A 25442-nucleotide genomic window follows, 5' to 3' on the forward strand; every position below is an offset into this window, starting at 1 on the left:
CTGGCGATGACCCTGCTTGCGACCGCCACCGGGTTGGCGAACGCCATGGCCGGCGATCTCGCCGATGTCGCATCGTTGCCCGACCAGATTGCGCAAAGCGCCGCCACACAACCGCAGTCGCTGTATCTGGACGTCACCTTGAATCAGGCCGATCGCGGCCTGGCGCCCTTTGAGCTGGTCGACGGCCATTTGCGTGGCTCGGTGGAAACGCTGCGCAAACTCGGCTTCATCCTGGCCGATCGCCTGCCCGGCGAATTGGTCGATCTGGATCGGCTACCCGATGTGGAAGTGCGCTACGACGCCGCGCTGCAGCGGCTCGCGCTGCAGGTACCGCTGGCGCAGCTGTCGCTGTCCACCACCGTACTCAAGGCCGAAGAAGCCGCCCCGCCCAGCGCCACCGCATCGCCGGGCATGCTGCTCAATTACGACTTCTATGCCACGCGCAATGCCGGTTCCAGCAGCATGTCGCTGGCCACCGAACTGCGCGGCTTCGGCCTGGGCCGCGGCATGGTCGATACCACGGCCATTTTTCTGGCCTACGACCGCCCGCAGGACCAACGCTGGCGCAGCGAGGCGGTGCGCCTGGACAGCGCCTGGCAGATGGATTTCCCCGACAGCGCCACCAGCCTGCGGGTGGGCGATTTCTACAGCGGCTTCGTCGACTGGAGCCGTTCGCTGCGGCTGGGCGGCGTGCAGATCGGCCGCAATTACGCGCTGCAGCCCTATCGCGTGCTGACCCCGACGCCCAGCTTTCTGGGCGAAGCGGCGGTGCCCTCCACGGTGGAGCTGTATGTCGATGGCCTGCGTCAATACAGCGGCCAGGTGCCGGCCGGGCCGTTTCAACTGGCCGCGCAACCGGGCATCAGCGGCACCGGGCAGGCGCAGATCGTGGTGACCGATGCCTTCGGCCGGGTGCGTCGGCTGGACTTCGCGTTTTACGGCACGCCGCAACTGCTGGCGCGCGGCATTTCCGAGTGGTCGGCAGGCATCGGCCATCTTCGCCGCGACTATGGCGTGCGTTCGTTTTCCTATGCCTCGCAGCTGGTCGCCAGCGCCAGCTTGCGCAAGGGCCTGCGCGACGACTTCACCATTGAGGCGCACACCGAAGCCGGCGGCGGCGTGATCAATGCCGGCGCAGGCGGGGTGTGGTTGCTCGGCGCTGGCGGCGTGTTCAATGCAGCCTACGCACACAGCAGGATGCATGCGCTGCGTGGCGGCCAGTCTGTGCTGGGCTACGCCTGGAACAACCGGCGTTTCAACGTGAATCTGGGCACCCAGCGCACCCACGGCGATTACCGCGACCTCGGCGCGTTGCAGGGCAGCCTGCCGGCGCGTGTCAGCGACCGCGCCGCATTCGGCGTCAATGCCGACCCGATCGGCTCGCTGGGCACCAGCTACGTGCGCCTGAGCTATCCGCAAGGCGACACCTCGCGTTATGCCAGCGTGTTCTGGTCGCGCAGCTTCGGGCGCAACTGGGCCGCCAATCTGTCGGGCAATCAGAACCTGGATATCCGCAGCGACCGCAGCCTGTATCTGTCGCTGTCCACCACCTTCGGCGAATTGCGCCAGGCCAGCGCGTCGATGCAGCGCAACGGCAATCGCACCGGGTTTGTGGCCGATGTCAGCCAGCCGCTACCCGGCGACGGCGACCTGGGCGGCATCGGCTGGCGCGTGCAGGCACGCGCGGGCGACGATGCCAGCGGCGGGCTGGCCGAGCTGGGCTGGTTGAACCGCATCGGCCGCTACAACTTCGGCGCGGCCACCCAGGACGGCGACCAGTTCGGCTATGCCAGCGCCAGCGGCAGCCTGGTGTGGATGGACGGCCGCAGTTTTGCGGCGCGCGACGTCCAGGACGCGTTTGCGGTGGTGTCCACCGACGGCCAGGCCGGCATTCCGGTACGGCTGGAGAACCGCTTGATCGGGGTCACCGATGCACGCGGCACCTTGTTGGTGACGCCGCTGCAATCGTGGCAGCGCAATCAGCTATCGATCGACACGCTGAGCCTGCCGGCGGACCTGCGCGTGGATCGGGTCGACACCACGGTGACGCCGCGCCAGCAATCCGGTGTGGCAGTGCGCTTCGGCATCACCCGGGTGCGGGCTGCGGTGATCGTCTTGCACGACGCAAATGGCGCGCCGGTGCCGGTGGGCAGCGTGGCGCAACGCGAAGGCGATGCCGAACGCGTGGTGGTCGGCTACGACGGCGAAACCTATCTGGACAATCTGCAGAACGACAACCGCATCCTGGTGGAATTGCCGGAGGGCCGCTGCATCGCGCAGTTCGCGTATCCGGCCGACGCTGGCCGCATTCCGCGGGTCGGCCCGTTGCGCTGCATCGCGGAGCCGACGCCATGAGCGTGCAGGCGCTCTGGCGGGCCTTGCTTGTACTGAGCCTTGCATTGCTGTGGCTGACGCCCAGCCAGCCGGCGCATGCCGATACCACCTGCACGGTGACGTTGGGGACGCCCTTGGCCTTCGGCAACGTGGCCGCCAATGGCGCCACCGATGCGGTCGCGAGCTTCAACGTGTCCTGCGCCACCACCGCGCTCAGCGTGCTGGGCCAGGCGCGGGTGACGCTGTGCCTGGACCTGGGGCCCGGCAGTGCCAGCGCAGGCGTGTATACGCCGCGCCGCATGCTCAACGCCACCAGCGATGCGTTGAGCTATCAGATCTACAGCGACGCGGCACGCACGCAGGTCTGGGGCGCCACCGGATCGAGCACGCCGTCGCCGCTGGTACTGAGTTTCGCCTATTCGGTACCGATCCTGGTCGGCGGCTCGCAGACCACCACGGTCACCTTCTACGGACGCATTCCAGGCAGCCAGACGCTGTCGGTGGGCAACCACACCAGCAGCTTCGGCGGCGCCGATACGGTGATGCGCTACGCTTACAACGAAAGCATCATCGGCGGCATCCAGCCGCCGGCCAGCTGCAACACGGGCGGCAGCGGCGCCAAGACCGCCAGCAATGCATTTCCGTTCACCGCCTCGGCCGATGTGCCGGCGCGCTGCAATACCTATGTCACCACCGATCTGGATTTCGGCAGCATCGCCGGCAGCATCGACACCCAGATCGACCGCAGTTCGACCATCAGCCTGGCCTGCACCAACCGCACCGCCTGGAACATCGGCCTGGACGTCGGCGTCAACGCCAGCGGCGGCACCCGACGGATGCGCCACGCCAGCAGCGCCAACTTCATCACCTACGAGCTCTACAAGGACTCGGGCCGCAGCAACCGCTGGGGCACCACGGTCGGGGTCGATACCCTGGCCGGCACCGGCAACGGGGTCGCGCAGACGGTGACGGTCTATGGCCGCGCGCCGGCGCCGCAGCTACCCATCGCCGGGGCCTATACCGACACGGTGACTGTCTCGATCACTTACTGACCGTTAATTAAGTTCGCTTCGGGGGCGTCGCTATTTGTAACGACTCCAATGCAAACGATTGCCTTCATGACGCCGGTCACCTTCCTGAAGTGCTTCACGCTGGTCGCCCTCGCTTGCAGCGCCGCTGCCGCAACTGCGTCCACTAACCGCGGCCCGGACAACTCCAGCCTGCACATCGGCCTGCGCCTGCTCAGCGGTTGCGAGCTGCGCACGACCCCGCCGCGCGCCAGCTGCTCGCGTGGCACGCCAGTCGCGGTTGCGCAGCCGTCGCGCAACGTCAACACCCCGTCGACCACCAGCACTGGCCAGGACGCCAGCGCACTTGCAGGGCCTGCGCCCAGCGGTGCGACGCGCATCACCACCATCGCGTTCTGAGCATGGCCGCCACCCGCCCGCGCTGCAGTTGGCTGATCCTGGGCCTGCTATGCATGGCCGCTAGCGGCAGCGCTGTCGCTGCCGAGATCGCCATCGCCCCGACCACCGCGCACATCCCGGCCGATAGCGACCAGGCGGCGGTCTGGCTGTACAACCAGGCGGCGCAACCGTGGCGCGCCGATGCCAAGCTTTACCGCTGGAGCCAGGACGGCGGGCGCGAAGTATTGGAACCGGCCGTCGGCGCCACCGTCAGCCCCAGTCAGTTCGAAATCCCGGCGCAAGGCCGCCAGCTGTTACGGGTCATCCGCCTCGGCCCTAGCCCGGCTCGGACCGAAGATAGCTATCGGTTGGTAGTGACCCAACATGCCGTGGGCGATGAAACCGAGCTGCTGCGATATTCCACGCCGGTGTTTGCGATGCCCAGCGAGCCGGGCGAGTTGCACCCGCAGCTGCAGGCGACGCTGTCCGGCCAGGGCGGCGGCCGCAGCTTGCGCATCCACAACGCCGGCGTGCACCACGCCCGCCTGGCTGACCTGGCCTTTATTGATGCCGGCGGTACCCGGCACAGCATCGGCAACGATCTGGCCGGCTATGTGCTGCCCGGCCAGACCCGGCAATGGGCGCTGCCGGCAACCCTGTCCGCCGATCTGGGACGCTTCGTGGCCCGCGTCAACAGCGATACCGAAACCACGCTCGCACTGCAGCCCTGAGTCCCCTCGCCCGCCAGTCCGGGCGATGCCGGCAGTGCACATTGCATACGACCGGCCCGGCCGGCTATACTCCGCCGGCTGTTTTGCGTCTTTGCCGCATCGCGCCGTCCACGTCGGACGTCACCGACGAATCCACACCTGCTGCCGCCATCCGTGCCGGGGTGCCCTCACAAGGGTTCGTCGCGGAGGCAACAGGGAAGCCCAACCCCGGAATCTTGTGCGTTTGATGCGAGTGTTCTCGCAGCGCTCGCACTCCCTGCGCTGACTTCAAACAACAGCTGCGCACGGCGATTCCGCTACCAGGAGTTTTTTCAATGCCTCAGGTCACCATGCGTCAGATGCTGGAAGCCGGCGTCCATTTCGGCCACCAGACCCGCTACTGGAACCCCAAGATGGCGCCGTACATCTTCGGCGCGCGCGGCAAGATCCACATCATCAACCTCGAGAAGACCGTCCCGCTCTTCAACGACGCGATGAACTTCCTCTCCTCGATCGCGCAGAAGCGCGGCACCGTGCTGTTCCTGGGCACCAAGCGCAGCGCGCGCGAGTCGATCAAGGAAGAAGCCGAGCGTTGCAACATGCCGTTCATGACCCAGCGCTGGTTGGGCGGCACGCTGACCAACTTCCGTACCGTCAAGCAGTCGGTTGCCCGCCTGAAGGAACTGGAAGCCGCTGAAACCGACGGCACCTTCGAAAAGCTGGTCAAGCACGAAGTGCTGGGCCTGCGTCGCGAGCGCGAAAAGCTGGACGCGTCGCTGGGCGGCATCAAGGAAATGAACCGTCTGCCCGACGCGATCTTCGTGATCGACATCGGCCATGAAGACATCGCCATCAAGGAAGCCAAGAAGCTCGGCATCCCGGTGATCGCCGTGGTCGACACCAACTACGATCCGGCCCTGGTCGACTACGCCATCCCGGGTAACGACGACGCCATCCGCGCCGTGCAGCTGTACGCACGTGCCGCTGCCGATGCCGTGCTGGAAGGCAAGGCTGCTGCGCCGAACTCGGCGTCGGTGCGCGAAGAAGAGTTCTCGGCTGACGCCGGCGACGAAGGCAAGGGCCGTCGTGCCCCGGCCAAGAAGTCCGCCGAGAAGAAGGCCGACGCACCGGCCGCTGCTGCGGCACCGGCAGCAGCTGAAGCACCTGCAGCACCGGCTGCCGAGTAATCGGCATGCAATGCGGCCGCTCCATGCTGGGCGGCCGCAGCCCCGACGGGTCCATCGCGACCCGTCGCTGAGGCCACCAAAGATTTTTACGGGGGCGGCCCGCACGCTGCACCGTCTCCTCACTGGCGGAACACTTCCGCCGTACGCATTCGTCCATACGAGGTAATTCCATGGAAATCACTGCTTCCCTGGTCAAGGAACTGCGCGAGCGCACCGGCGCCGGCATGATGGAGTGCAAGAAAGCACTCGTCGAAAACGCTGGCGACATCGATGCCGCTGCCGAGTGGCTGCGCAAGTCGGGTCTGGCCAAGGCCGACAAGAAGGCCGACCGCGTTGCTGCCGAAGGCCGCATCGCCACCGCACAGGCCGGCGGCAAGGCCGTGCTGGTCGAAGTCAATTCCGAGACCGACTTCGTCGCCAAGGATGAGAACTTCCTGGCCTTCACCGAGGTCGTGGCCAACGCCGCACTGAACTCCGACGTCGCCGATGCCGAAGCGCTGAAGAGCGTCAAGCTGGACAGCGGCGAGACCATCGAAGAGCGTCGCGCTGCGGTCATCGCCAAGGTTGGCGAGAACCTGCAGGTGCGTCGCCTGGCCCGTATCGACAGCGCCAACAACGTCGCGGCCTACGTGCACGGCGGCCGTATCGGCGTGCTGGTCGAGCTGAAGGGTGGCGACATCGAGCTGGCACGCGGCATTGCCATGCACATCGCCGCAATGAACCCGCCGCACGTCAAGGCATCCGACGTCCCGGCCGAGTTTGTCGCCAAGGAAAAGGAAATCGAACTGGCCAAGATGTCCGAAAAGGACAAGTCCAAGCCGGCCGAGATCCTGGAAAAGATCATCAGCGGCAAGATCAGCAAGATCGTCAACGAAGTCACGCTGTACGGCCAGCCGTATGTGCTGAACACCGATCAGACCGTCGAGCAGGCCGTCAAGGCCGCTGGTGCCGACGTGATCGGCTTCCAGCGCCTGGCCGTTGGCGAGGGCATCGAGAAGGTGGTGGAAGACTACGCCGCCGAAGTGATGAAGCAGGCCGGTCTGGCCTGATCTTCGCCACAGCGTGAAAAAAAGCCGCGGCCATGCCGCGGCTTTTTTTTGCCTGCCAATCCGCGCTGCATCGAAGCGCGCGAAACTGAAGCACACACATCCGTGGTGCCTGCAACCGGCCTCGACGCTATAGATGTTGTCGGCCGTGCCGCTAAGCCTAGATGCCAACCAGACTCTCAGCACCCCTCACGCATGCGTTCCAGCGCAGCGACTGCGAGCCGTGGCGTGCTCAAACTCACCGAACGCAGCTGTATGCTTGCGTTCACTGTTGGCGATGACTCATGCAACCAGATCTCCAGGCCGCCCTGCACTACTGCCGTAACCTGCCATCGCCGCCCGGCGTCGCGCTGCGCATCATCGAGCTGGCGCAGGACCCGGATGTGGACATGACCACCACCGCGAAAGTCATCGGCATGGACATCGCCCTGAGCGCACGCATGCTGCGCGTGGCCAACTCACCGCTGTACGCCAGCCGCCGCCGTGTCGACAACCTCGGCCAGGCGCTGACCATGCTCGGCCTCAACGCGACCCTGAGCCTGGCGCTGGGATTTTCGATGGTGCACGGCGTGCGCAGCACCTTCGTCGCGCACCCGTTGCATGAGCGCATCTGGCGTCGTGCCGGGCTATGTGCGCTGGCCAGTCGGATCCTGGGTCAGGCCTATGGCATCCGCAAACCCGAAGAATTGATGCTGGCCGGCCTGCTGCAGGACATCGGCAAGCTGGCACTGCTGCAAGGCGCACCCGAGCTGTATGCGCCACTGCTGGAACAGGCGCCCGACAACGCATCGCTGCTGGATGCCGAACGCGAACACCTGGGTGCCACCCACGCCGAAATCGGCGCCTGGCTTGCGCACCAGTGGCAGTTACCGCACTACCTGCAGAACGCGATCGCGAAAAGCGAAGAAGAACCGTCAGGCCTGGAGCCCTTCATGGCCTGCGTCGCGCTGTCCGGACGTCTGGCCGACATCTGGCTCTCCGCCAGCGCGGCCACCGCCACCGAGCATGCGCAGCGCCAGGCGCAGGACGTGCTGGAACTGGATGCCGAACGCTTCGAAAAAGTGATCGAACGCATCGCCGAATCCTTGCCCGAGCTCGAAGCCTTATTCGACATCCGCGTGCCGCAACCCGAGCACATCCAGCTGATCTTCGAGCAGGCGCGCGAGCTGGCCCTGCTGCGCAGCCTGCGCGAATTGCAGGATGTGGCCGAAGCGCGCCGCCATGCCGACGAATCGGAAAACCGCATGCGTCATCTGGCCGAGCAGGCCAGCCGCGATGCGCTGACCGGTGTGTTCAATCGGCATCAGCTCGGCACCGCGCTGGCGCATGAGTTCGAACTGGCATCACGGCAGGCCTGGCCGCTGTCGATCGCCTTCATCGATCTGGACGATTTCAAGCGCGTCAACGATGCGCACGGCCACCTGGTCGGCGACGAGGTGTTGCGCAACTTTGCGCAGACGCTGCAACGCATGGTGCGCACCAGCGACCTGGTGGCACGCTATGGCGGCGAAGAATTTCTGGTGATCCTGCCCAACACGCCTGCCGATGCGGCGTTGATGGTGATCGAGCGCATCCTTGCCGAAACCGCGCGCACGCCGATGGCGCAACTGCAGGGCGGCCCGCTGCACATCACCTTCTCTGCGGGCCTGGCCACGCATGGCGGCATCGAGCGCCAGTTCGAAAGTATCGAACACCTGTTGCAGGCCGCAGACAGCACGCTGTACCGCTCCAAGCATCGCGGCCGCAACCGCGTCACCGCCTACGATGCGACCGATGTTCCGACGCCACCGAACCCGCGGGCGCACTGAGCGGCACGTCACCTCGATGACGACAAAGGAATTTTTACCACGCCCGGTGGCACGCTTCCGCTAGAATTGCCGGCGTTTGTCGTCCCCCACCCCCGAGGTCTCCCCCATGTCCGAACTTTCCTATCGCCGCATTCTTCTCAAACTTTCCGGGGAGGCGCTGATGGGAGACGGGGATTACGGAATCGATCCCAAGGTGATCAACCGCCTCGCCCATGAAGTGATCGAAGCGCAGCAGGCCGGCGCACAGGTCGCATTGGTGATCGGCGGCGGCAACATTTTCCGCGGCGCCGGCCTGGCCGCCAGCGGCATGGACCGCGTCACCGGCGACCACATGGGCATGCTCGCCACCGTGATCAACGCGCTGGCCATGCAGGACGCGCTGGAAAAGCTCGGCGCCAAGGTGCGCGTGATGAGCGCGATCAAGATCAACGACGTCTGCGAAGATTTCATCCGTCGCCGCGCCATGCGTCACCTGGAAAAGGGCCGTATCGCGATTTTCGCCGCCGGCACCGGCAACCCGTTCTTCACCACCGATTCGGGCGCGGCGCTGCGTGCGATCGAAATCGGTGCCGACCTGCTGCTCAAGGCAACCAAGGTCGATGGCGTGTACGACAAGGACCCGAAGAAGCACACCGATGCGGTGCGCTACGACAGCCTGACCTACGACGAAGTCATCATGCAGGGCCTGGAAGTGATGGACACCGCCGCCTTCGCGCTGGCACGCGACAGCGATCTGCCGCTGCGCATCTTCGGCATGAGCGAGCCCGGCGTGCTGCTGCGCATCCTGCGCGGCGAGCAGATCGGCACCTTGGTGCAGGGCCGTAGCTGAGTTTTTCGGATTAGAAAATCGGGATTTGTGATTCGTCACAGCGTGGATCGGGCGCTCCGCTCGTGTCCGATCCACCGCAGCGCCTGGCGTGAACGCGCCAGGCAGGTGAACCGGCTGCGCCGGCTCATGTAGGCCGGCGAGTCGTGAAACCCCAGTCCCGGCTATAATCCCCGGATTCAGCTCCACACGGATTCCGGCGATGCTCAACCAGATCAAACAAGACGCGCAGGCGCGCATGACCAAGAGCATCGATGCTCTGCGCCATTCACTGACCACCGTGCGTACCGGCCGCGCTTCGCCGGCGCTGCTGGACGGCATCAAGGTCAAGGCCTACGGCACCGACACCCCCCTCAATCAGGTTGCCAGCATCAGCGTGTCCGAAGGCCGCTCGCTGGTGATCAGCCTGTTCGACAAGGGCATGATCAAGGACGTGGAAAAAGCCCTGTACGCCTCGGATCTGGGCCTGACCCCGACCGTGGTGGGCACCGTGATCCGTCTTAACCTGCCGCCGCTGACCGAGGAGCGCCGCAAGGAGCTCAGCAAGTCCGTGCATGGCGAAGGCGAAGACAGCAAGGTCGCCATCCGCAACATCCGTCGCGATGCCAATCAGCAGGTCAAGGATCTGCTGAAAGACAAGAAGGTCACCGAAGACGAAGCCCGTGCCGCCGAAGACGACATCCAGAAATTGACCGACAAGGCCATCAAGGATGTGGATGAGGTCGTCAAGGGCAAGGAACAGGAATTGATGACGGTCTGATCGTGGCAACACCTGCCATGCATCCAGTCCCTTCTACCGACGCAGTCCCGCGCCACATTGCCATCATCATGGATGGCAACGGGCGTTGGGCGCAGCGTCGGCGACGTCCGCGCATGATCGGCCATCGCGCCGGTGCGCGGGCGGTCAATCGCACCATCGATTTCTGCCTGGAAAAGGGCGTGTCGGCGCTGACCCTGTTCGCGTTCTCCAGCGAAAACTGGGGCCGCCCGCAGGAGGAAGTCGATTCGCTGATGAAGCTGTTCCTGCATGCGCTCGACCGCGAGGTCGAAGAACTGCAACGGCGTGGCGTGCAGGTGCGTTTCATCGGCGAGCGCAATCGCTTCGCAGCGCCGTTGCGCGACCGCATGGCCGCTGCCGAACGCAGCACCGCGGGCAATGCGCGCCTGGTGCTAAGCATCGCGGCCAGTTACGGCGGCCGCCAGGACATCGCGCTGGCGGCACGTGCGCTGGCCGAAGAGGTGGCGGCCGGCCGCCTGCAACCGCATCAGATCGACGAGGCCCTGTTGTCCAGCCGCGTCGCACTGTCCGACCTGCCGGCGCCGGATCTGTTCATCCGTACCGGTGGCGATACCCGCATCAGCAATTTCCTGCTCTGGCAGCTGGCCTATACCGAGTTGTGGTTCACCGAAACCCTGTGGCCGGAGTTCGATGCCGGCGTGCTGCAGCAGGCGCTGGACGACTATGCCGGGCGCGAACGCCGCTTTGGCCTGACCAGTGCCCAGATCGCCGACAAGGCGACGGAGATCTCCTCCGCATGACCAAGACCCGCGTGATTGCTGCGCTGATCATGGCGCCGCTCGCCATCTGCGCGATCGTGCTGCTGCCCACCCAATGGCTGGCGGCGCTGGCAGCGATTCTGTTCCTGACCGGCCTGTGGGAGTGGCTCAAGCTCTCCGGCATCGACGACAGTCTGCCGCGCACCGTGCTGCTGATGCTCAATCTGCTGCTGATGGTGCTGATGGTGTGGGCGTCGGCCGGCTCGATGGTGCTGTTCCAGATCGCCGCCCTGGTGGGCGTGGCCTGGTGGGTGCTGGCGCTGCTGTGGCTGCGCTTTTTCACCTTCGGTGCCGATCATGGCAACGGTCAGGCGCGCGCGCTCAAACTGGCGGCCGGCACCCTGGCGGTGCTTCCCGCCTGGGCCGCGCTGGTGCTGCTGCACGCCAACCCGGACAAGGGCAACCTGTGGCTGCTGACCGCCCTGACCATGGTCTGGGCGGCCGACTCGGGCGCGTATTTCGCCGGACGTGCGTTCGGCAAGCACAAGCTGGCACCGCGCATCAGTCCGAACAAGACCATCGAAGGCCTGCTCGGCGGGATGGTTGCCGGCATCGCGGTGGCCTGCGCCTTCGGCTGGCTGGCCGGGCTGACCCTGGCGCATGTGCCGCAGTTGGTCCTGGTCGCGGCGGTGGCGGTGCTGGCGTCGGTGCTCGGCGATCTATTCGAGAGCCTGCTCAAGCGCCACGCCGGCGCCAAGGACTCGGGCACGGTGATTCCCGGCCACGGCGGCGTACTGGATCGCATCGATGGCGTGCTCGCCGCCCTGCCGGTGTTCGCACTCGGCAAGGAAATTCTCGGATTCTAAGCATGGCTGGCTCTTCTCCCCGCCAGGTCGCCATCTTCGGCGCGACCGGCTCGATCGGTACGTCGGCACTGGACGTGATCGCCCGTCATCCGCAGCGGCTGCGCGCCAGCGTGCTTTCTGCGGGCCGCCAGGTCGACGCCTTGCTGGCGCTGTGCGCCACGCATCGGCCAGCGCATGCGGTGATTGCCGACGAGGCGCTTTACCCGGCCCTGCGTGACGGCTTGCGTGCCGCCGGCCTCGCCACCCAGGCGCACGCCGGCACCGCGGCGCTGGATGCGCTGGCCGGCAGCGATGCCTGCGACACCGTGGTGGCTGCCATCGTGGGCGCCGCCGGCCTGCCGTCGACCCTGGCTGCCGCCCGCGCCGGCAAGCGCCTGCTACTGGCCAACAAGGAATCGCTGGTGCTGGCCGGCGAGTTGCTGACCCGCACCGCTGCTGCGGCGGGCGCGGAAATCATTCCGATCGATAGCGAACACAGCGCCATCTTCCAATGCCTGCGCTCGTGCGACGCCAGCCGCGGCGTGCGTCGTGTGGTCCTGACCGCATCCGGTGGCCCGTTCCGTGGCTGGGATCGCACCGCGCTGGCGACAGTGACGCCCGCGCAGGCGGTTGCGCACCCGAGGTGGTCGATGGGCCCGAAGATTTCGGTGGACTCGGCCACCCTGATGAACAAGGGCCTGGAAGTCATCGAGGCGCATCATCTGTTTGGCCTGCCCGGCGAGCAGATCGACGTGCTGGTACACCCGCAAAGCCTGGTGCATTCGCTGGTGGAATTCGTCGACGGCTCCACCCTGGCCCAGCTTGGTCTGCCGGACATGCGCACCACGCTGGCAGTCGGTCTGGCGTGGCCGGAGCGGGTGGAATCGGGCGTGGCGGGACTGGATCTGCTGCAACAGGGCCGCCTGGATTTCGAGGCGCCCGACACCGATGCATTTCCCTGCCTGCACCTGGCCTGGGAAGCTTTGCGCGCCGGCGGAACCGCGCCGGCGATCCTGAACGCGGCCAACGAAGTGGCTGTTTCAGCGTTTCTTCAGGGCCAAATAGGTTTCCTAGCGATCCCTGCGTTGGTCGAACACACGCTGACAACGCTCTCACGGCACAATGCCGACTCCCTCGACACCCTGCTTTTTGCCGATGCGCAAGCCCGGCAAATCACTGAACGCGCCCTCGCCAACTACACCCATCATGCTTGATCGATCCACGCAGCCGAGTTGCATCCATGGGTGATTTCATCGGTTCGGTCTGGTGGATGATCGTCAGCCTGGGTCTATTGGTGACATTCCACGAATTCGGACACTTCTGGGTCGCGCGCCGCTGCGGCGTCAAGGTGCTGCGGTTTTCGGTGGGCTTTGGCAAGCCGCTGTGGATGCGCCGCGACCGCCACGGCACCGAGTTTGTGGTGGCCGCGATCCCGCTAGGTGGCTACGTCAAGATGCTCGACGAGCGCGAAGGCGACGTGCACCCGGCCGAACTGGATCAGGCCTTCAATCGCAAGACGGTGTGGCAGCGTATTGCCATCGTCGCGGCGGGCCCGATCGCCAATCTGCTGCTGTGCATGGCGATGCTGTGGGCGATGTTCGTGGTCGGCAAGCAGGATTATTCGGCCACCGTCGGCCGCGCCGATGGTCTGGCCGCCGAAGCGGGGCTGACACCGGGCGAGCGCATCGTGCGCATCGACGGACGCAGCGTGAGCAGCTGGAGCGATGCCAGCATGCAGCTCACCACTGCGGCCATGGATCGGCGCGATATCCAGCTGCGCACCGCCGCCGAGGGTGGCGGCAACGGCGAGCACACCTTGCGTCTTTCGCAACTGCCGGTCGGTTTCGACGAGCGCCGGGTGGCATCGCTAGCCGGCATCGGCTGGCGGTTCATGTTGCAGCCGCCGGTGATTGCCGAGGTCGTGCCCGGCTCGGTGGCCGACGGCCTGCTCAAGCCGGGCGATCGCATTGTGGCCATCGATGGCCAGCCGATCCGCTCTGCCCAGGACATCATTCCGCAGGTGCAGGCGCTGGGCGCGCACGGCGGGCCGGGCATGATCGAAGTGGCGCGCGGCGAAGACCGCCTGGCGCTGGAAATAGCACCGCGCAAATCGCCGCAAGGCCAGTGGATGATCGGGGTCCGCCCCGCCGCCGCGCCGGCGCCGGAATACGATAGTCGCCAGCAATACGGCATCTTCGCTGCGGTGCCGGCAGCCATCCGCGAAACCGGCAAGATGACCGCCGATTCGCTGGGCATGATGAAGCGCATGCTGACCGGCCAGGCCTCGGTCAAGAACATTTCCGGCCCGGTCACGATTGCCCGCGCCGCCAACGCCTCTGCCGAACGCGGGCTCGACTGGTTCCTGTATTTTCTGGGCTTGCTGTCGCTCAGCCTGGCGATCATCAACCTGATGCCCATCCCGATCTTGGACGGTGGGCATCTGCTGTATTACCTTATTGAGTTGGTCAAGGGCAGCCCGATCAGCGAACGGGCCATGATTGCCGGGCAATATGTCGGCCTGGCGGTCCTGGCCGGGTTGATGGGACTGGCGTTCTACAACGACATCCTCGGCCTGGTTCCACGATGAAATTGCTCCACTCTTTCCGCCTGTTGTCGTCGTCATACGTCGGCATCCAGCAACACCCGAATCGACTCCAACCGGATGTGACATGACGCGTCTTCCCACTCGCCGCCTGCTTGCCCTCGCTCTTGCCGCCGGCCTCAGCCTGCCAGCCGTTGCCCTGGCCGCAGAGCCGTTCGTTGCCAGCGACATCCGCGTCGACGGCCTGCAGCGCATCGCTTCCGGCACCGTGTTCACCTATCTGCCGGTGAACCGCGGCGACACCGTGGACGACACCAAGGTGGCCGACTCGATCCGGGCGCTGTACCGCACCGGCTTCTTCGAAGACGTGCAGCTGGACCGCCAGGGCAACATCCTGGTGATCACGGTCAAGGAGCGCCCGGCGATCAACAAGCTCACCGTGACCGGCAACAAGGACATCAAGTCCGAAGAGCTGCTCAAGGGCCTGGGCGATATCGGCCTGACCGAAGGCGGCACCTTCGATCGCCTGAGCCTGGACCGCGTGACCCAGGAACTGACCCGTCAGTACAACAACCGCGGCAAGTACAACGTCGAGATCACTCCGACCGTCAGCCCGCTGGACCGCAATCGCGTCGATGTGGCCATCGCGATCAAGGAAGGCAAGGCGGCGAAGATCCGTCACGTCAACCTGATCGGTACCGAAAAGTTCGCCAACGAAGACATCCTGGAAAACTGGGAATCCAAGGAGCACAACTGGGCCTCGTGGTATCGCCGCGACGACCAGTACTCCAAGGAAAAGATGTCCGGCGACCTGGAGAAGCTCAACTCCTGGTACCTGGACCGTGGCTATGTCGACTTCAGCATCGACTCCACCCAGGTGGCCATCAGCCCCGACAAGCGCGACATGTTCGTCAGCGCCGGCGTCACCGAGGGCGAGCAGTACAAGATTTCCGACATCAAGGTCACCGGCGACACGGTGCTGCCGCAGGCCGATATCGAGCGCCTGGTGATTCCCAAGGCCGGCGATATCTTCTCGCGCGCGCTGCTGGAATACACCTCCGATGCGATCACCAACACGCTGAGCAACGTCGGTTACGCGTTCGCCAAGGTCAACCCGCTTCCGACGCCGAACCGCGAGGACCGCACCGTTGCGGTAAACCTGCAGGTGGTGCCGGGCCCGCGCGTGACCGTGCGCCGCATCCTGTACAAGGGCAACAGCCGCACCTCCGACGAAGTGTTGCGCCGCGAAATGCGCCAGTTCGAAAACACCTGGTATTCGCAGGCTGCGATCGACCGTTCCAAGATCCGTCTGCAGCGCCTGGGCTACTTCGAGTCGGTGAACGTGGAAACCCCGGCGGTGCCTGGCAGCAACGACCAGGTGGACGTGATCTACGACGTCAAGGAAACCACTTCCGGCAGCTTCGTGTTCGGCCTGGGTTACTCGCAAAGCTTCGGCGTGACCACCTCGGTGCAGTTGTCGCAGAACAACTTCCTGGGCGGCGGTAACCGGGTGGCGGTGGAAGCCTCGCGCAGCACCTTCCAGCAGCGTTACGCGTTCTCCTACACCAACCCGTTCTTCACCGACGATGGCGTGTCGCTGGGCTACAACCTGTCGTGGCGCTCGCTGGATTACTCGGACTTCAACACTGCGCAGTTCAATAGCCAGAACGGCTCGGCGCAGGTGGTGTTCGGCGTGCCGATCACCGAGAACGACACCGTGTCGGCGATGATTGGCGTGGACAGCAACCAGATCACCACCTTCCAGGGCACCACGCCGCAGTCGATCGTGGACTACATCCGGGCTGTCGGCACAGACACCTTCAAAGCCGTGCGCACCGAATTCGGCTGGGCGCGCGACACCCGCAACGACTTCTTCATGCCGACCCGCGGCATGTACCAGCGCGTCGGCCTGGAAACCACCCTGCCCGGCTCCACTGTCGAGTACTACAAGCTCAACTACCAGATCTCCAACTACTGGCCGATTATCCCGGCGCTGGTGCTGAACACGCGCTTCGAGTTGGGCTACGGCGACAGCTACGGCAAGGACAGCACGCGCGACGTCTGCGGTGTCGTCAACAACGCGACCCTGACCGAGCAGGCCTGCGACGGCAGCAACCGCCTGCGTAGCGTTACCGCCACCGGGCTGCCGTTCTACGAGAACTTCTATGCCGGCGGTACCAACTCGGTGCGCGGCTTCGAAGACAACACCCTGGGCCCGCGTTCGGAAGCCATCAACGGCTTCACCCGCGGTCAGCCGCTGGGTGGGTCGTTCAAGACAGTCGGTTCGGTGGAAATGTACTTCCCGAAGCTGTTCGACAGCCCGTCGGCGCGCATCTCCGCGTTCTTCGACTTCGGCAACGTGTACAGCGGCGTGGACAACTTCAAGGCCAACGAGTTGCGCGCCTCCACCGGTGTGGCGCTGTTGTGGCGCGCCCCGGTCGGCCCCATCTCGATCAGCTACGCGTTCCCGCTGAAGAAGGAAGACAACGACGAGATCGAGCGCCTGCAGTTCACCTTCGGCGGCCAGTTCTAAGACGCACGCAAAACAATGGCGGCCCGACTGGTCGGGCCGCCATTGTTTGTCTGTCATGCCTGAGGTGTTACAGGCTCAGAAGTAGCTCTGGAACAACGTGCTCAGACAGGTCGCCGTCCCGCTCCAATCGGATGTATCCACACACTGGACCTGCTGGTCCCAGAAGCTATGAGCGTCGGCACGCTCCTGCGCGAAATCATCGGCCGAGGCGCTGCTGACTGCGCCCAACAGGACCACGCCTGCGAACATGGAGAGGAGAGTTTTCATATGCTTCTTCCTGGGTTAGCCGCTCGGTTGCGGCCAGGCAACAGATACGCCTGACTGTTTAGCGAATTTTTGGCGATGTTTTTTTTCCGTAAAAACAGCCACTTACTGTTTACGCGAGGTTCACCTGATGCCCCTGACTGCCAGTGCGATTGCCGAACAATTTGGTCTGACCGTCGTGGGCGACGGCGCGACCGAGGTCACCGGGGTGGCGACGCTGGCGCACGCCGGAGCGGGCCAGCTGAGCTTCCTGTCCAACCCGCGCTATCGGCCGCAGTTGGCTGACACACAGGCTGCCGTGGTGGTGGTGCGCGCCGAGGACGCCGAGGCGGCGCACAGCACCGTGCTGGTTGCCAAGGACCCGTACACCGCATTCGCCAAGATCGCCGCGTTGTTCGATGTGGCACCGGTACGCGAGCCCGGCATTCATCCCTTGGCGGTGATCGACCCCAGCGCACAGGTGTCGCCTGGCGCGCATGTTGGCCCGTTCGTCAGCATCGGTGCGCGCAGCCGCGTGGGCGATGGCTGCATCATCGGCACCGGCAGCATCATCGGCGAAGACTGCGTGGTGGACGATGGCAGCGAGCTGATCGCCCGGGTCACCCTGGTCACCCGGGTGCGGCTGGGCAAGCGCGTGCGGATTCATCCCGGCGCGGTGATCGGCGCCGATGGGTTCGGCCTGGCGATGGATGCCGGCCACTGGATCAAGGTGCCGCAGCTGGGCGGCGTGGTGATCGGCGACGACTGCGAGATTGGCGCCAACACCTGCATCGACCGCGGCGCGCTGGAAGACACCGTGCTGGAAGAAGACGTGCGCGTGGATAACCTGGTGCAGATCGCCCACAACTGCCGGATCGGCGCGCACAGCGCGATCGCTGGCTGCACCGGCATCGCCGGCAGCGCCAAGATCGGCCGCTATTGCCTGCTCGGCGGGCATGTCGGCGTGGTCGGCCACCTGGAGATCTGCGACAAGGTCGTGATCACCGGCAAGTCGGTGGTGCGCAATTCCATCCATGAGCCGGGCGAGTATTCGTCTGGCACCCCTCTCACCGACAATCGCACGTGGCGCAAGAATGCCGCGCGCTTCAAACAACTCGATGCGCTGGCAAGGCGCATCCTGGCTGTGGGCAAGGAGAACGCATGAGTTACCCCGTTTACGAGCTGCCGATCGACGTCAATCAGATCCAGACGCTGATCCCGCACCGCTACCCGTTTCTGCTGGTCGATCGGGTCATCGAACTGGACCTGGAAGCCAAGCGCATCGTCGGGCAGAAGAACGTCAGCATCAACGAGCCGTTCTTCCAGGGCCACTTCCCGAACCGTCCGGTGATGCCGGGCGTGTTGATCATCGAAGCGCTGGCGCAGGTGGGTGGCGTGATGACCCAGCTCGGCCTGGGCCGCGATGCGTTGTCCCAGCTGTTCTACATGGTCAAGGTGGACAATGCGCGCTTCAACAAGCAGGTGGTCCCCGGCGATGTGCTGATCATGGAGGTGCAGATGAAGCGCCTGATCCGCAATGTGGGATGCTTCTATGGCGAGGCCAAGGTCAACGGCGAAATTGTGGCCAGTGCCGAGGTGATGTGCGCCGGCGCCAGGTAATGACCCGCTCCCGGAGTGAGACACGATGCGTGATTCGACACCTTTGATTCATCCCACCGCCGTCATCGACCCGTCGGCGCAACTGGCCGACGACGTGCGCGTTGGCGCGTTCTGCCTGATCGGCGCCGATGTCCACATCGGTGCCGGGACCGAGGTGGGGCCGCATTGCTCGATCCACGGCCCGACCCGGATCGGCCGCAATAACCGCTTCATCGGGCATGCGGCGATCGGCGGCGAACCGCAGGACAAGAAGTACGCCGGCGAGCGCACCGAGCTTACGATCGGCGACGGCAACGTGATCCGCGAATTCGTCACCATCAATCGCGGCACCGGCGGCGGCGGCGGCATCACCGTGGTCGGCAACGACAACTGGATGCTGGCCTACACGCACGTGGCGCACGACTGCCATGTCGGCAACCACTGCGTGTTCTCCAACAACACCACGCTGGCCGGCCATGTCACCGTGGGCGATTACGTGATCATCAGCGGCTTTGCCGGCGCGCATCAGTTCTGCCGTATCGGTGCGCACGCCTTCCTGGGCATGGGCGCGCTGACCAACGGCGACGTGCCGCCTTTCACCATGGTCGGCAGCGAGTCGCTGGGCCGCCCGCGCGGCATCAACAGCGAAGGCCTCAAGCGCCGCGGCTTCGATGCCGAGCGCATCACCGCCATCAAGCGCGCCTACCGCACGCTGTACGTCGCCGGCCTGCCGCTGGCCGACGCCAAGCTGCAACTGGCCGAACAAGCCAAGGACAGCGAAGACGTCCGCGGCATGCTCGAGTTCATCGAAGCGGCAGAAAGGCCGTTGCTGCGATGACGGGAATCGGGAATCAGGAATCGGGAATCGTGGACGGCCAGCGCAACGGCCCGTCGGTCGGCAGCGTTCCGACTGCACGACCGATTCCCCATTCCCCACTCCCGATTCCCGGCGCGCGCAAGCGCGCGCCCCGCATCGCCCTGATCGCTGGCGAAGCCTCCGGCGACATCCTGGGCGCCGGGCTGATTACGCAGTTGCGGCTACGGTATCCCGATGCGGAATTCGTGGGTATCGGTGGCGATGCGATGCGCGGTGCCGGTTGCCAGACCTGGTTCGATGCCAGCGAGCTGGCGGTGATGGGGCTGACCGAAGTACTGCGCCATCTGCCGCGCCTGCTCAAGCTGCGCCGCGCCTTCCGCGAGCGCGTGCTGGCGTGGAAGCCGGACGTGTTCATCGGCATCGATGCGCCGGATTTCAATTTGCCGGTCGAACGCTGGCTCAAGCAGCGCGGCATTCGCACCGTGCACTACGTCAGCCCATCGGTGTGGGCATGGCGCGAGAAACGTGCCGAGAAGATCGGCGCCAGCGCCGACCTGGTGCTGTGCCTGTTCCCGATGGAGCCGCCGATCTACGCCAAGCACGGCGTGGATGCGCGCTTTGTTGGTCACCCGATGGCCGACGACATCGCTTACAAGGCCGACCGCGAAGCGGCCCGCGCTCAATTGGGAATTTCCGCCGCCAGCACTGTGCTGGCGGTGCTGCCGGGCAGCCGGCATGGCGAAATCAGCAAGCTGGGCGACACCTTCTTCCAGGCCGCCTGGCTGGTCTCCGAGCACCTGCCCAACCTGCATGTGCTGGTCCCCGCCGCCAACCCGGGCTGCAAGCAGTTGCTGGCCGAACAGCTGTCGCGCAGTTCGTTGCCGGTGATGCGCTCGCACCTGCTCGACGGCCAGGCGCGCACCGCGATGCTGGCGGCCGATGTGGTGCTGCTGGCCTCGGGCACCGCCACGCTGGAGGCGATGCTAGTCAAGCGGCCGATGGTGGTCGGCTACAAGGTCGCGCCGCTGACCTATCGCATCGTCAAGACGCTGGGCCTGCTCAAGGTCAACCGCTACGCACTCCCCAACATCCTGGCCAACGCCGACCTCGCCCCCGAGCTGATGCAGGACGACTGCACCCCGGAACGGTTGTGCGTGGCGCTGCTGGATTGGTTCAAGCACCCGGACAAGGTCGCCGCCCTGCAACCGCGTTATCTGGCCCTGCACGCCGAACTCCGCCGCGACGCCTCCGCACGCGCAGCCGATGCGGTGGCAGAGCTGCTGACGCAGCGGGAATCGGGAATCGGGATTGGGGAATCGACAGGAGCAAGTCCATGAAGCGCTCCATCTCCCCTGCTGCCGTGGTCGCTCCGACGACGCAGAACACGCTCTTCCACGATTCCCCAATCCCCATTCCCGATTCCCGGCTCATCGCCGGCGTCGACGAAGCCGGCCGGGGGCCGCTCGCCGGGCCGGTGGCGGTGGCGGCGGTGGTGTTCGACCCGAGCAAGCCGCGCATCAACGGGCTGGACGATTCCAAGCAGCTCAGCGCCGAGCGCCGCGAGCAGTTGTATGCGCGCATCGTCGACCGGGCGCTGGCGTGGTCGGTGGTGTTGATCGACAGCGAAGAAATCGACCGCATCAACATCTACCAGGCCACCATGCTGGGCATGCGGCGGGCGGTGGAAGGCGTGGCGCACGTGGCCGGGTTTGCGCGCATCGACGGCAACCGTGTGCCCAAGGGACTGCCCTGCCCGGCCGAGGCGCTGATCGGCGGCGACGCGCTGGACCGCGCCATCATGGCCGCCTCGATCGTGGCCAAGGTCACCCGCGATCGGCTGATGCACGAACTGCACGCGCAGCATCCCGAATACCGCTTCGACCAGCACAAGGGCTATGCCACGCCGGTGCATCTGACCGCGCTGCGCACCCATGGGCCGTGTCCGCAGCATCGCCGCAGCTTTGCGCCGGTGCGGCTGGCGCTGGAAGGCCGTGAAAGTCGGGACCCGGGACCGGGGACCGGGGACCCGCAACAGCTGCAGGTCGTGGAGCTGGTTGTCCGGCCATAGGCGGCGGGCGTTCTGGCACCGTTGGTTTGGTTTTTCCTCGGGACCTGTGATCGGAACATCTGCACATTGTGCAATCCGTCGCTGGGGTTGCAGACATGGATCGTTCTACCCGCACAGAACCTGAATTCCTCATCAGCCAAATGCCTCCCCAAGGCCCCGGCAGCTGGCGATTCAGCGCTTTCCCGGCCCCCTGCTGCCCGATCCCGGGTCCCGCACCCACCTGTCAAGCCTTGTTCGTCCCCGCCCCCGCCGGTACCCTGACCGCGCATTATTCCGGTCTCGCATGTCCACTTCCCGTTTTGTCCATCTGCACGTCCACACCGAGTTCTCGTTGGCGGATTCCACTATCCGCGTGCCCGAGAAACCGGATCAGGCTGACCCGAAAAAGGCCAAGCAGGCCAACCTGCTAAGCCGCGCGGTCGAGCTCGACATGCCATCCCTGGCGGTCACCGACCTCAATAACCTGTTCGCGCTGGTCAAGTTCTACAAGGCCGCCGAAGGCGTCGGCATCAAGCCGATTGCCGGCGCCGACGTGATGATCGCCACCCCGGACATGACGCCCTGGCGCATGACCCTGCTGTGCCGCGACCGCGAAGGCTACCTGAGCCTGTCGCGGCTGCTGACGCGCGCCTGGATGGAAGGCCACCGCCCCGAAGGCGGCGTGGCGATCCACCCGGAATGGCTGCAGGCCGGGCACGCCAATCTGTTCGCCCTGGCCGGCCGCGACAGCCTGGCCGGCCGCCTGTTTTCCGAGGGCCGCGCCGATCTGGCCGAGCAACAGCTCGCCGACTGGCAACGCGTATTCGGCGATGGCCTGCACCTGGAGCTGACCCGCACCGGACGCGAGGGCGAAGAACGCTTTAACCAGTTCGCCCTGCATGCCGCCGGCGTGCGCGGGCTGCCGGTGGTGGCCAGCAACGATGTGCGCTTTCTGTATGCCAGCGACTTCAATGCGCACGAGGCGCGTGTGTGCATTTCCTCCGGCCGCGTGCTGGACGATCCCAAGCGCCCGCGCGACTACAGCGACCAGCAGTACCTGAAGTCCGGCGATGAAATGGCCGCGCTGTTCGCCGACGTGCCCGATGCGATCGACAACACGCATGCGCTGGCGCAGCGCTGCAACATCGAGATGCGCCTGGGCACCTACTTCCTGCCCGCCTATCCGGTGCCCGAAGACGAGACGCTGGACAGCTGGATCCGCAGCCAGTCGCGCGACGGTCTGGCCGCGCGCCTGGAAAAGAGCCCGATCGCGCCCGGCAAGACCCGCCAGGACTATGTCGACCGGCTCGAATTCGAGCTGGACACCATCATCAAGATGGGCTTCCCCGGCTACTTTTTGATCGTTGCCGACTTCATTCAGTGGGGCAAAAATCAGGGCATCCCGATCGGCCCGGGCCGCGGTTCCGGTGCCGGCTCGCTGGTGGCCTGGGCACTGCAGATCACCGATCTGGACCCGCTGCCGTACAACCTGCTGTTCGAGCGCTTCTTGAATCCAGAGCGCGTGTCGATGCCCGACTTCGACATCGACTTCTGCATGGATCGCCGCGACGAAGTCATCGACTACGTGGCGCGCAAATACGGCCGCGAGCGGGTCAGCCAGATCATCACCTACGGCACCATGGCCGCCAAGGCGGTGGTGCGCGACGCCGGGCGCGTGCTTGGCTTCACCTATGGTCTGGTCGACAGCGTCGCCAAGCTGATCCCCAACATCCTGGGCATCACGCTCAAGGATGCGATGGGCGAAGGCAAGGATTCGGAGATGGCCTCGCCGGATCTGATCCAGCGCTATCAGGTCGAAGACGACGTACGCGACCTGATGGACCTGGCGCGCCAGCTCGAAGACCTCACCCGCAACGCCGGCAAGCACGCCGGTGGCGTGGTGATCGCGCCCGAACCGCTGAGCGAATTCTGCCCGCTGTTCGCCGAACACGACGAAGACGGCCGCGGCAAGAATCCGGTCACCCAGTTCGACAAGGACGACGTCGAAGCGGTGGGCCTGGTGAAGTTCGACTTCCTCGGCCTGCGCACGCTGACCATCATCGACTGGGCGGTCAAGGCGATCAACGTGCGCCACGCGCGCGCCGGCATCGATCCGGTCGACATCACCACCATTCCGCTCGACGACGTGCCCACCTACAAGGGCGTGTTCGCCTCGGGCAATACCGGTGCGGTGTTCCAGTTCGAATCCTCGGGCATGCGCCGCCTGCTCAAGGACGCGCGCCCGGACCGTTTCGAAGACCTGATCGCGCTGGTGTCGCTGTACCGCCCCGGCCCGATGGACCTGATCCCGGACTTCAACGCGCGTAAGCACGGCCAGCAGGAGATCATCTACCCGGATCCGCGCACCGAAGCGATCCTGAAAGACACCTACGGCATCATGGTGTATCAGGAGCAGGTGATGCAGATGGCGCAGATCGTCGGCGATTATTCGCTGGGCGGCGCCGACCTGCTGCGTCGTGCGATGGGCAAGAAGGTGCCGGCCGAAATGGCCAAGCACCGCGAGATCTTCCGCGAAGGTGCGGCCAAGGGCGGCGTGAGCGCGGCCAAGGCCGATGAAATCTTCGACCTGATGGAGAAGTTCGCCGGCTACGGCTTCAACAAGTCGCACGCCGCCGCCTACGCGCTGGTCAGCTACCAGACCGCGTGGCTGAAACGCCATTACCCGGCCGAATTCATGGCCGCGACGCTGTCCTCGGACATGGACAACACCGACAAGGTGGTCGGCTTTCTCGATGAGGTGCGCAACCTCGGCCTCACCGTCAAGCCGCCGCGCGTCAACGAATCGGCCTATATGTTCGAGGCCGCCACCCCGGACACCATTCAATATGGTCTGGGCGCGATCAAGGGCGTGGGCCACGGCGCATGCGAGGCAATTGTCGAAGAGCGCCAACGCGGCGGCGCGTACACCACGTTGCTGGATTTCTGCACGCGCGTAGGCACCGCAAAGCTCAACCGCCGCACGCTGGAAGCGATGATCAATGCCGGCGCGATGGATGGCCTGGGCACCAACCGCGCCTCGCTGATGCTGCAATTGCCGGAAGTGATGAAGGCGACCGAGCAGATGGCACGCGAACGCGCTTCCGGCCAGAACTCACTGTTCGGCGGCGCAGATACAAGTGCGCCGGCGCTGCGTCTGGACCTGCCCGAAAGCAAGGAATGGCCGCTGGGCCAATTGCTCACCGGCGAGCGCGAAACGCTGGGTTTTTATCTCAGTGGTCACCCGTTCGACCCGCACCGCGACGAAGTCCGCGAGCTGGTCGGCTGCGATCTTGGGTCGCTGGAAAAGATCCTGGCCTCGCAGCAACGCGGCGGCGGCGGGGGTGGCGGCGATGGCGAAAAACGCGCCTGGCGCCCGGAAGTCAGCGCCATTCTGGCCGGCCAGGTGATCGGCGTGCGCCGCAAGGGCGACAGCCAGGTGTTCGTGCAACTGGAAGACGGCCGCGGGCGGGTGGAATGCAGCGCTTTCTCCGATGCGATGGCCGAATTCGGCCACCTGCTCACCCGCGACCGCATTCTGATCGTCAAGGGCGGCCTGCGCGAGGACGAATTCAACGGCGGCTACAGCCTGCGTATCCGCCAATGCTGGGACTACGAGCAGATCTGCGCCGAGCATGCGCAACGGCTGTCGCTGCGCCTGGATCTGCGCGAAAAACAGGCCTTCAAGCGCATCGACGCCCTGCTGGCCAAGCACCGCCCCGGCAAGACGCCGCTGCGTCTGGACCTGCTGCTGCGCGCCCCCGGCGGCGGCGTGGCCGGCATGCTCGACCTCAATGGCAGCAACTCGGTGCGCATCGACCAGCACCTGATGGACAGCCTGCGCGCCGATCCGGCGGTGCGCACGTTGAAGATCAAGTACAGCCCACCGTGGGCGTGAGAATGGGGAGTCGGGAATGGGGAATCGCAAGAGCGAACCCCCGATTTCTTGCTCTGATTCCCCATTCCCGATTCCTCTCCCAACCCCACCGTACGGGTCCATCGGAC

At 65.4% G+C, this 25442-nt stretch carries 21 protein-coding genes; 20 read left to right on the forward strand and 1 reads right to left on the reverse strand.

The window, feature by feature from the left end:
- Positions 1 to 6: 6 nt before the first annotated feature.
- The 14 genes from ABQZ00_RS12705 (at position 7) to bamA (ending at position 16734) form a co-directional block, all read left to right on the forward strand.
- Complete coding sequence (locus ABQZ00_RS12705) at positions 7 to 2355, forward strand: fimbria/pilus outer membrane usher protein (RefSeq protein ID WP_323538170.1); 2349 nt, start codon at positions 7 to 9, stop codon at positions 2353 to 2355.
- Positions 2352 to 3386: a Csu type fimbrial protein gene (locus tag ABQZ00_RS12710; RefSeq protein ID WP_323538169.1), complete on the forward strand. Its 1035-nt coding sequence runs from the start codon at positions 2352 to 2354 to the stop codon at positions 3384 to 3386. Before ABQZ00_RS12705 ends, ABQZ00_RS12710 begins: the two co-directional genes overlap by 4 nt.
- 48 nt (positions 3387 to 3434) lie before the next feature.
- Positions 3435 to 3761 (forward strand): hypothetical protein, encoded by a 327-nt coding sequence (locus ABQZ00_RS12715; protein WP_055845111.1) that lies wholly within the window; start codon positions 3435 to 3437, stop codon positions 3759 to 3761.
- A gap of 2 nt (positions 3762 to 3763) precedes the next feature.
- Positions 3764 to 4471 (forward strand): fimbrial biogenesis chaperone, encoded by a 708-nt coding sequence (locus ABQZ00_RS12720; RefSeq protein WP_323538168.1) that lies wholly within the window; start codon positions 3764 to 3766, stop codon positions 4469 to 4471.
- 314 nt (positions 4472 to 4785) lie between these two features.
- The gene (rpsB, locus tag ABQZ00_RS12725; RefSeq protein WP_115512133.1) at positions 4786 to 5637 is read left to right on the forward strand and encodes a 30S ribosomal protein S2; all 852 of its coding nucleotides are present in this window, start codon (positions 4786 to 4788) and stop codon (positions 5635 to 5637) included.
- Positions 5638 to 5807: 170 nt separating this feature from the next.
- Positions 5808 to 6686, forward strand: coding sequence for a translation elongation factor Ts (gene tsf / locus ABQZ00_RS12730; RefSeq protein WP_115553380.1), 879 nt, complete (start codon positions 5808 to 5810; stop codon positions 6684 to 6686).
- Between the two features lie 281 nt (positions 6687 to 6967).
- Positions 6968 to 8491 (forward strand): sensor domain-containing diguanylate cyclase, encoded by a 1524-nt coding sequence (locus tag ABQZ00_RS12735; RefSeq protein WP_115553379.1) that lies wholly within the window; start codon positions 6968 to 6970, stop codon positions 8489 to 8491.
- Positions 8492 to 8597: 106 nt separating this feature from the next.
- Positions 8598 to 9320, forward strand: a complete 723-nt coding sequence (gene pyrH, locus ABQZ00_RS12740) for a UMP kinase (RefSeq protein ID WP_046963035.1) — start codon at positions 8598 to 8600, stop codon at positions 9318 to 9320.
- Positions 9321 to 9519: 199 nt separating this feature from the next.
- Positions 9520 to 10077: a ribosome recycling factor gene (gene frr, locus ABQZ00_RS12745; protein WP_055845126.1), complete on the forward strand. Its 558-nt coding sequence runs from the start codon at positions 9520 to 9522 to the stop codon at positions 10075 to 10077.
- 17 nt (positions 10078 to 10094) lie between these two features.
- The gene (uppS, locus tag ABQZ00_RS12750) at positions 10095 to 10856 is read left to right on the forward strand and encodes a polyprenyl diphosphate synthase (protein ID WP_055845128.1); all 762 of its coding nucleotides are present in this window, start codon (positions 10095 to 10097) and stop codon (positions 10854 to 10856) included.
- On the forward strand, positions 10853 to 11680 hold the full coding sequence (locus ABQZ00_RS12755; protein WP_055845131.1) for a phosphatidate cytidylyltransferase: 828 nt from the start codon (positions 10853 to 10855) through the stop codon (positions 11678 to 11680). Before uppS ends, ABQZ00_RS12755 begins: the two co-directional genes overlap by 4 nt.
- A 2-nt stretch (positions 11681 to 11682) precedes the next feature.
- Positions 11683 to 12873, forward strand: a complete 1191-nt coding sequence (locus tag ABQZ00_RS12760) for a 1-deoxy-D-xylulose-5-phosphate reductoisomerase (protein WP_323538167.1) — start codon at positions 11683 to 11685, stop codon at positions 12871 to 12873.
- A gap of 26 nt (positions 12874 to 12899) precedes the next feature.
- On the forward strand, positions 12900 to 14246 hold the full coding sequence (rseP, locus tag ABQZ00_RS12765) for an RIP metalloprotease RseP (protein WP_323538166.1): 1347 nt from the start codon (positions 12900 to 12902) through the stop codon (positions 14244 to 14246).
- Positions 14247 to 14328: 82 nt separating this feature from the next.
- A complete protein-coding gene (gene bamA, locus ABQZ00_RS12770; protein WP_323517278.1) occupies positions 14329 to 16734 on the forward strand; it encodes an outer membrane protein assembly factor BamA in 2406 nt (801 codons plus the stop codon).
- Positions 16735 to 16809: 75 nt separating this feature from the next.
- On the opposite strand, the gene ABQZ00_RS12775 is transcribed toward bamA, so the two are convergent.
- Positions 16810 to 17001 carry a hypothetical protein gene (locus tag ABQZ00_RS12775; protein WP_115527438.1) on the reverse strand — a complete coding sequence of 64 codons (192 nt, stop codon included), beginning with the start codon at positions 16999 to 17001 and terminating at the stop codon, positions 16810 to 16812.
- 127 nt (positions 17002 to 17128) lie between these two features.
- On the opposite strand from ABQZ00_RS12775, the gene lpxD reads away from it, so the two are divergent.
- The 6 genes from lpxD (at position 17129) to dnaE (ending at position 25335) form a co-directional block, all read left to right on the forward strand.
- Positions 17129 to 18142 (forward strand): UDP-3-O-(3-hydroxymyristoyl)glucosamine N-acyltransferase, encoded by a 1014-nt coding sequence (gene lpxD, locus ABQZ00_RS12780; protein WP_055845145.1) that lies wholly within the window; start codon positions 17129 to 17131, stop codon positions 18140 to 18142.
- A complete protein-coding gene (fabZ, locus tag ABQZ00_RS12785) occupies positions 18139 to 18597 on the forward strand; it encodes a 3-hydroxyacyl-ACP dehydratase FabZ (protein WP_055845149.1) in 459 nt (152 codons plus the stop codon). The genes lpxD and fabZ overlap by 4 nt, the downstream gene beginning before the upstream one ends.
- Before the next feature lie 25 nt (positions 18598 to 18622).
- A complete protein-coding gene (gene lpxA, locus ABQZ00_RS12790; RefSeq protein ID WP_055845151.1) occupies positions 18623 to 19414 on the forward strand; it encodes an acyl-ACP--UDP-N-acetylglucosamine O-acyltransferase in 792 nt (263 codons plus the stop codon).
- A gap of 29 nt (positions 19415 to 19443) precedes the next feature.
- Complete coding sequence (gene lpxB, locus ABQZ00_RS12795; protein WP_323538355.1) at positions 19444 to 20730, forward strand: lipid-A-disaccharide synthase; 1287 nt, start codon at positions 19444 to 19446, stop codon at positions 20728 to 20730.
- The gene (gene rnhB, locus ABQZ00_RS12800) at positions 20727 to 21461 is read left to right on the forward strand and encodes a ribonuclease HII (protein WP_323538165.1); all 735 of its coding nucleotides are present in this window, start codon (positions 20727 to 20729) and stop codon (positions 21459 to 21461) included. The genes lpxB and rnhB overlap by 4 nt, the downstream gene beginning before the upstream one ends.
- A gap of 283 nt (positions 21462 to 21744) precedes the next feature.
- Positions 21745 to 25335, forward strand: a complete 3591-nt coding sequence (dnaE, locus tag ABQZ00_RS12805) for a DNA polymerase III subunit alpha (protein ID WP_323538164.1) — start codon at positions 21745 to 21747, stop codon at positions 25333 to 25335.
- Positions 25336 to 25442: the final 107 nt, after the last annotated feature.

The organism is Xanthomonas sp. WHRI 10204 (assembly GCF_040202875.1).
Classification (GTDB): Bacteria; Pseudomonadota; Gammaproteobacteria; order Xanthomonadales; family Xanthomonadaceae; genus Xanthomonas.

Excerpts from the sequence above, each read along its gene's own strand:
- ABQZ00_RS12705 (WP_323538170.1), top strand. The coding sequence starts at position 7 with ATGACCCTGCTTGCGACCGCCACCGGGTTGGCGAACGCCATGGCCGGC.
- ABQZ00_RS12710 (WP_323538169.1), top strand. The coding sequence starts at position 2,352 with ATGAGCGTGCAGGCGCTCTGGCGGGCCTTGCTTGTACTGAGCCTTGCA.
- ABQZ00_RS12715 (WP_055845111.1), top strand. The coding sequence starts at position 3,435 with ATGCAAACGATTGCCTTCATGACGCCGGTCACCTTCCTGAAGTGCTTC.
- ABQZ00_RS12720 (WP_323538168.1), top strand. The coding sequence starts at position 3,764 with ATGGCCGCCACCCGCCCGCGCTGCAGTTGGCTGATCCTGGGCCTGCTA.
- rpsB (WP_115512133.1), top strand. The coding sequence starts at position 4,786 with ATGCCTCAGGTCACCATGCGTCAGATGCTGGAAGCCGGCGTCCATTTC.
- tsf (WP_115553380.1), top strand. The coding sequence starts at position 5,808 with ATGGAAATCACTGCTTCCCTGGTCAAGGAACTGCGCGAGCGCACCGGC.
- ABQZ00_RS12735 (WP_115553379.1), top strand. The coding sequence starts at position 6,968 with ATGCAACCAGATCTCCAGGCCGCCCTGCACTACTGCCGTAACCTGCCA.
- pyrH (WP_046963035.1), top strand. The coding sequence starts at position 8,598 with ATGTCCGAACTTTCCTATCGCCGCATTCTTCTCAAACTTTCCGGGGAG.
- frr (WP_055845126.1), top strand. The coding sequence starts at position 9,520 with ATGCTCAACCAGATCAAACAAGACGCGCAGGCGCGCATGACCAAGAGC.
- uppS (WP_055845128.1), top strand. The coding sequence starts at position 10,095 with ATGCATCCAGTCCCTTCTACCGACGCAGTCCCGCGCCACATTGCCATC.
- ABQZ00_RS12755 (WP_055845131.1), top strand. The coding sequence starts at position 10,853 with ATGACCAAGACCCGCGTGATTGCTGCGCTGATCATGGCGCCGCTCGCC.
- ABQZ00_RS12760 (WP_323538167.1), top strand. The coding sequence starts at position 11,683 with ATGGCTGGCTCTTCTCCCCGCCAGGTCGCCATCTTCGGCGCGACCGGC.
- rseP (WP_323538166.1), top strand. The coding sequence starts at position 12,900 with ATGGGTGATTTCATCGGTTCGGTCTGGTGGATGATCGTCAGCCTGGGT.
- bamA (WP_323517278.1), top strand. The coding sequence starts at position 14,329 with ATGACGCGTCTTCCCACTCGCCGCCTGCTTGCCCTCGCTCTTGCCGCC.
- ABQZ00_RS12775 (WP_115527438.1), bottom strand. The coding sequence starts at position 17,001 with ATGAAAACTCTCCTCTCCATGTTCGCAGGCGTGGTCCTGTTGGGCGCA.
- lpxD (WP_055845145.1), top strand. The coding sequence starts at position 17,129 with ATGCCCCTGACTGCCAGTGCGATTGCCGAACAATTTGGTCTGACCGTC.
- fabZ (WP_055845149.1), top strand. The coding sequence starts at position 18,139 with ATGAGTTACCCCGTTTACGAGCTGCCGATCGACGTCAATCAGATCCAG.
- lpxA (WP_055845151.1), top strand. The coding sequence starts at position 18,623 with ATGCGTGATTCGACACCTTTGATTCATCCCACCGCCGTCATCGACCCG.
- rnhB (WP_323538165.1), top strand. The coding sequence starts at position 20,727 with ATGAAGCGCTCCATCTCCCCTGCTGCCGTGGTCGCTCCGACGACGCAG.
- dnaE (WP_323538164.1), top strand. The coding sequence starts at position 21,745 with ATGTCCACTTCCCGTTTTGTCCATCTGCACGTCCACACCGAGTTCTCG.